This window comes from Hydrogenophaga sp. (assembly GCF_051007235.1).
GTDB lineage: Bacteria > Pseudomonadota > Gammaproteobacteria > Burkholderiales > Burkholderiaceae_C > Hydrogenophaga.
Map to the genome: position 1 here is coordinate 1 of NZ_JBPCSJ010000098.1, position 5,729 is coordinate 5,729.

Sequence of the window (5,729 nt, forward strand, 5' to 3'; positions counted from 1 at the left end):
CGCCAGCGCCTGGCCCGTCCTGGCGAGGCCATCGTGTCCGTGTACGCCCGCGGGCGGGACTACCACAAGGTGCTGCGCAACCGGCTGCAGAAGCTGGCCGACCGCATCGCCGCCGAGGTCGGCCCCTTCGGCCACCGAGCGTTCACCGACTCGGCCCCCGTGCTCGAAGCCGAGCTGGCGCAACGCAGCGGCCAGGGCTGGCGCGGCAAACACACACTGGTGCTCAGCCGCGAGGGCGGGTCCATGTTCTTCTTGGGCGAAATTTACGTGGACCTGGCCCTGCCGGCCAGCGAACCCGTCACCGACCACTGCGGCGCCTGCAGCGCCTGCATCGATGTCTGTCCCACACAGGCCATCGTCGCGCCGCACCGGCTCGACGCACGCCGTTGCATTTCTTACCTCACCATCGAACACGCCGGGCCGATTCCCGAAGACCTGCGCCCGCTCATGGGCAACCGCATCTACGGCTGCGACGACTGCCAGACCGCCTGCCCCTGGAACAAGTTCGCGCAGCGCAGCCCGCTGCCCGACTTCGATCCGCGCGAAGGCCTCACGGGCGCCTCGCTGGTGGAGCTGTTCGGCTGGAGCGAAACCGAGTTCCTGCGCCGCACCGAAGGCAGTCCGATCCGCCGCATCGGGCACGAGCGCTGGTTGAGGAACATCGCCGTGGCGATGGGCAATGCGCTGCGGCAGGTGGACGACCTGGCCATGCGTGCCGCCCTGCAGGCCCACGCGCAGCACCCGGACGCCACGGTGCGCGAGACCGTGGCCTGGGCGCTGAATCAATCGACTTCTGACTGATTTGGATCGGCCTTGAGTGAGGCTACTTTGAAGCGGCCGAGCTTGATGGAAGTGCCCTCTCGGCAGGATCTTTCAATGCTGATTTTGGGGAGGCTGCCTGAGAGATCGATTTTTCAGCTATCTGCTGCATCGGCTTCGTGACCTGAGGGGCCTCGGATGGTACGAATGCGCGATACGTTCCCGCAACTCCAGCGACCACGCCCACTGCACCGACCCAGAAGCCCCAAGTGCTTGTCCAATGCACCGCTGGTGGTGTCGCTGCCGTTGCTTCTTCTACTCCAGTGCGCCGCTTCTGCAGGCTGAGCAATTCAAGGTCATCACGCAGTGAAGCAAGGAAACGCGATATTCCATTTGTCGTTCCTGCGCTGTGACATGCCTTTGGAAGATCGAGTCGAAATTCTGATAGATCAACACGCATGCCGAGGCGACTGAGATCTCGCTCAATGGCTTCGCCGAGCAAGTCAAAACGCTTGGGGTAAAGAGTAGGATCAAACTGGTCGGCCGCGATTTCTTGTAGGACCTTTCGATCCTCCGCGGATACTGCTGTGGTTGCGCCGTCAGCAAACGAAAGAACTTCAGAGCGAATGCGCGCGCAGTACTCAGTCAATTCGGTGTTTGTCTGATCCACAAAATTCTTGTAGGCCGCAGAAATAGTCCTCTTCCGTGCAGGATCTACGGTGCGAAGCGCATCGGATTCAATCGCCAGCAATCGACTAACGTGCTCTTCACGGAGTCTGCGCAGACGTCTTCGGCTCAATTCAAATGAGTCGGGCTTCATTGATCGTTTGTGGACATTTGCAAGACTGAAGCTGATCTACCGCAGTTCAATACACCGCATCGTGATCGCCGACGTTGATCGGGATGATCTGTCCGTCCTGGATCAGCAGTTCCAGCGTGATGCGGTACGAGAGGTTGATGGACACCGAATGCAGGCCCTGCAGCTTGCCCGAGAGCGCGTGCAGGCGCAGCGATGGGTGGTGCGGGTTGACTTCGAGCAGCGCCAGCGTCTTGCCGTATTGCGCCTTGAGCTGTGGGTGCCGCCTGAGGAAGCGCAGCGCGCGGCGGAGGTAGTCCTCGGTGAAGACCAGCTGGTAGGGCATGAACGGCCGGTTCAGTGCTCAGCGTCTTGCTGCAGCAGGCGATCCATGCGGGCCATGTGTTCGGCCGCGCTTTCCCGGATCGCCAGGCCCGCCGCCAGGTCGACCTTGCTTTGGGCCAATGCGGCGTCCAGTTCGCATTCGCGCAGGTAGTGGTACTGCGCCACGTCCATCACCACGAACCGCTCTTTGCCGCGCACGGAAATGGTGGCCTCGGTCTGCGAGGCCAGCACGTCTTCAATGGCGGCGACGCCACGCACTTTCAGGTCGTTGGCGGTGAGTTGGTTCATGGTGGGTGCCGTCTGTCTTGATGCAATCAAGCTATTTTAAGTGTGATGAACCGTGCTGTCGATGGTGCGGTTTTCAGCCCGCATAGGCCTTGCGCAGCTCCCGCTTGAGCAGCTTGCCGCTGGGGTTTTTGGGTAGGGCGTCGGTGAACACCACGCGTTTGGGCACCTTGAAGGTGGCCATGTGCGCGTTGCAGTGCGCCAGCACCTCGGCCTCGGTCAAGCTCTGGCCGGCCTTGACCACGATCACCGCCGTCACCGCTTCCACCCACTTCGGATCGGGCAGGCCGATCACCGCCACTTCGCTGACCGCCGGCAGGCGGTAGACCATCTCTTCCACTTCGCGGCTGGCCACGTTTTCGCCGCCGGTCTTGATCATGTCTTTCTTGCGGTCGACGACGGTGATGTAGCCCTCCTCGTCGATGGTGGCCAGGTCTCCGCTGTGGAACCAGTCGCCGCTGAAGGCGGCGGCGGTTTTGTGGGGGTCGTTGAAGTAGCCCAGCATCAGGTGCGGCGAGCGGTGCACGATCTCGCCCACCTCGCCCGGGGCCACGTCGCGCAGGTCGTCGTCGACCACGCGGGTCTCGACGTTGAGCACCGCCTTGCCGCACGACCCCGGTTTGCGCAGTTGGTCCTCGGGCGCGAGCATGGTGGCCAGCGGCGCGATCTCGGTCTGGCCGTACAGGTTCCACAGCCGCACCGCCGGCAGGTGCGCCGCCAGTTCCTTGAGCACCTCCACCGGCATGATGGAGGCGCCGTAGTAGCCCTTGGCCAGGTGCTGGAGCTTGCTGGCGTCGAACAGCGGCGAGCGCAGCAGTGCGATCCACACCGTCGGTGGCGCGAAGAAGCTGGTGATGCGGTGCTGCTCCAGCAGCGCCAGCAGGTGGTCGGGTGTGGGCTTGCCGGTGATGACGTTGCTGCTGCCGATGTAGATGGCCGGGCCGAAAAACACGTCGAGCTGGGCGCAGTGGTACAGGGGCAGGGCGTGCAGGGCGCGGTCGGCTTCGGCGATCTCGGCGTTGATGACGCAGCTGACGTACTGCCACAGCACCGCGTCGTGCGTGAGCATGGCGCCTTTGGGCATGGATTCGGTGCCGCTGGTGTAGACGATTTGCGCCAGGTCCTGGCTCTGCACGCCCACGTCGGGCAGCGGGTCGGTGCAGGCGGCCAGTTCGTCGAAGCGGTGCATGCCCGCCGCCGGTTCGGTGGGGTCTTCGCTGGGCAGCCAGATGAATTGCCGCACCTGCGTTTCCAGCGCCGAGGCCTCGCGCGCCAGCCCGGCCAGGCCGCTGTCGGTGGCCAGGGTGCGGGCACCCGCGTGGCGCAGGATGAAGGCCACCTCTTCGGCCTTGAGCATGAAGTTGATGGGCACCAGCACCGCGCCGCGGCGGGCCAGGGCAAAACGCAGCGCCGCGAAGCTGTGCGAGTTGCGCGCCAGCACGGCCACCTTGTCGCCTTCGCCCACGCCGATGCGGTGCAGGCCGGCGGCCAGCCGGGTGACCAGGGCGTCGAATTCGGCGTAGGTCCAGGTGGTGGCGCCGCAGACGATGGCGGTCTTGGTCGGCAGGCGCAGGGCGCTGCGGTGCAGCGCGTCGGCAATGGTCTGGCGGCGCACAGCGGGCGCGAGGGGCGGGATGGGGTGGGCGGGCATGGGCGAACTCTCCGGTGGCAGGGGCATCACACAAATGCAAACCCGACCATTGAAAGGCGTTTGACCGCGTTTGCCATGGGCGTTTTCACCAGCCTGACCGCCTGTTCTGTCGCCTGCGCGTCGCGCGCCTATCATCCCGCCATGGACCCTGTTGCCGCCACCTCCCGATCCCTGACCCGCTGGGGCCAGCGCGTGCGCGCGGGCTGGTCCGCCTGGTGGCAGGTGGTGCTGCTGGCCGCGCAGATCCTGGTGCTGGCGGTGCTGCCGTCCAGCTACCGGCGCGGCGAACAGCGCCACGCGGTGCTGCTCAACCTCTACCAGGCCACCGGACCGCTGCTGACCTGGTTCCTGGTGCTCTCAGCGCTCATCAGCGTGGTGCTGATCCGCATCGTCGTGGCCACCGCTTACAGCTACGGCCTGTCGCAGTACGCGCTGGAGGTGCTGGTCCGCACCCTGGTGCTGGAACTCATCCCGCTGTACGCCGCGCTGTTCGTGGCGCTGCGCTACGCCATGCCCAGCGCACAGCGCGTGCGCCGGTTGCTGGCCGAGCAACAGAAACAGGGCGTGGAATACGCCGACCAGGTGCTGCTGCGCACCGAGCTGCTGCCGCGCGCGCTGTCCACCGTGTTCTCGGTGCTGCTGCTGGCCGCCGTCAGCGGCGTGGTGGCGCTGGTGCTGGCCTACCTCACGGTCTACGGTTTTTCGCCCTGGGGGTTGCCGGCCTACACGCGCGGTGTGGGCAGCGTGTTTTCGCCCGCGGTGACCCTCATTTTTTCGCTCAAAACCTTTTTCTTCAGCCTGGCGGTGGCCGTGGTGCCGCTGGCCGCCGCGGGGCAGCGCGACGCCGACGGCCGCTATGGCCGCCGCAGCGACATCAGCGAATTCGCGCGCCTGTTCTCGGTGCTGCTGCTGATCGAGGTGCTTTCCCTGCTGGGCAACTACTACTGATGCTGTTCTCATGCCACCTGTGAACCCCGCCAACCCGCTGCCCGACCCGCCCCCGGTGAAGAACCTGGAGCTCAAGGCGGCGCTGCTGTTGCTGCTGATGCTGGCCCTGGTGGTCGGCTCCGCGCTGTACGTGCTGTACGCGCGCGGCGCCTTCGAGCGCACCCAGCGCCTGGTGCTGATCTCGGACGATTCGGAAGGCGTGGTCGTGGGCATGGACATGACCTTCGCCGGCTTCGCCATCGGCCGCGTGGCGCGCATCGAGCTGGGCGAAGACGGCAACGCCCGCATCCTGATCGACGTGCCCAAAAAGGACGCGCGCTGGCTGCGCGAATCCAGCATCTTCACCATGGAGCGCGGGCTGGTGGGCGGCACCCGCATCCGCGCCTACAGCGGCGTGCTGACCGACCCGCCGCTGCCCGACGGCGCCGAACGCATGGCCCTGCGCGGCGACACCGCGGGCGAGATCCCCAAGCTCATGGCCTCGGTGCGCGAGCTGACCGACAACCTGGCCGCGCTGACCAAGAGCGACGCGGCGCTGGCCGGCACCCTGGGCAATGTGCAGACCCTGACCGGCCGCATGAACGGGCCGCAAGGCGTGCTTGGCACGCTGATGGGCAACGAGGCCGACGCGAAGAAGCTGGTGCAGACCATCGACCGCGCCAACGCGCTGCTGGCGCGCGCCGATCAGCTGACCGTGCGCCTGAACGGCCTGGTGGCCAACGCCGACAAGCAGGTGTTCGGCGCTGGAGTCGGGCCGGGTGGCGGCGCGCAGGGCGGCCTGGTGAACGACACGCGCGCCACGGTGCAGCAACTCAACGCCCTGCTGGCCGATGCGCGCGGCAGCTTGCAGAAGGTGGACGCGGTGCTGGCGCTCGTTGCCTGCGGCAACACCCCGCCCGCCCCCGACTGGCAGATGAACGCCAAGGCCAGCGCCGAGCGCGCCAC

Annotated in this window: 7 protein-coding genes; 3 read left to right on the forward strand and 4 right to left on the reverse strand. The window is 66.1% G+C overall.

Going from position 1 to position 5,729, the window contains the following annotated elements; all coding sequences use genetic code 11:
* Positions 1–801 (forward strand): tRNA epoxyqueuosine(34) reductase QueG (gene queG, locus ACR2JA_RS03700; protein WP_434007771.1); only part of this gene is annotated, 801 nt, incomplete at its 5' end.
* Positions 802–823: 22 nt separating this feature from the next.
* Here queG and ACR2JA_RS03705 read toward each other — a convergent pair.
* From ACR2JA_RS03705 to ACR2JA_RS03720, 4 genes are all read right to left on the reverse strand, one after another.
* Positions 824–1,579, reverse strand: a complete 756-nt coding sequence (locus tag ACR2JA_RS03705) for a hypothetical protein (protein ID WP_434007772.1) — start codon at positions 1,577–1,579, stop codon at positions 824–826.
* A gap of 46 nt (positions 1,580–1,625) precedes the next feature.
* A complete protein-coding gene (locus tag ACR2JA_RS03710) occupies positions 1,626–1,901 on the reverse strand; it encodes a type II toxin-antitoxin system RelE/ParE family toxin (RefSeq protein ID WP_434007773.1) in 276 nt (91 codons plus the stop codon).
* 11 nt (positions 1,902–1,912) lie between these two features.
* Positions 1,913–2,188, reverse strand: coding sequence for a hypothetical protein (locus tag ACR2JA_RS03715; RefSeq protein WP_434007774.1), 276 nt, complete (start codon positions 2,186–2,188; stop codon positions 1,913–1,915).
* 73 nt (positions 2,189–2,261) lie between these two features.
* Positions 2,262–3,836, reverse strand: a complete 1,575-nt coding sequence (locus ACR2JA_RS03720; RefSeq protein WP_434007775.1) for an acyl-CoA synthetase — start codon at positions 3,834–3,836, stop codon at positions 2,262–2,264.
* A gap of 141 nt (positions 3,837–3,977) precedes the next feature.
* Between ACR2JA_RS03720 and ACR2JA_RS03725 the strand changes: the two genes are divergently transcribed.
* Positions 3,978–4,784 (forward strand): MlaE family ABC transporter permease, encoded by an 807-nt coding sequence (locus ACR2JA_RS03725; protein ID WP_434007776.1) that lies wholly within the window; start codon positions 3,978–3,980, stop codon positions 4,782–4,784.
* 10 nt (positions 4,785–4,794) lie between these two features.
* On the forward strand, positions 4,795–5,729 hold a 935-nt coding region (locus ACR2JA_RS03730), incomplete at its 3' end, for an MlaD family protein (protein WP_434007777.1).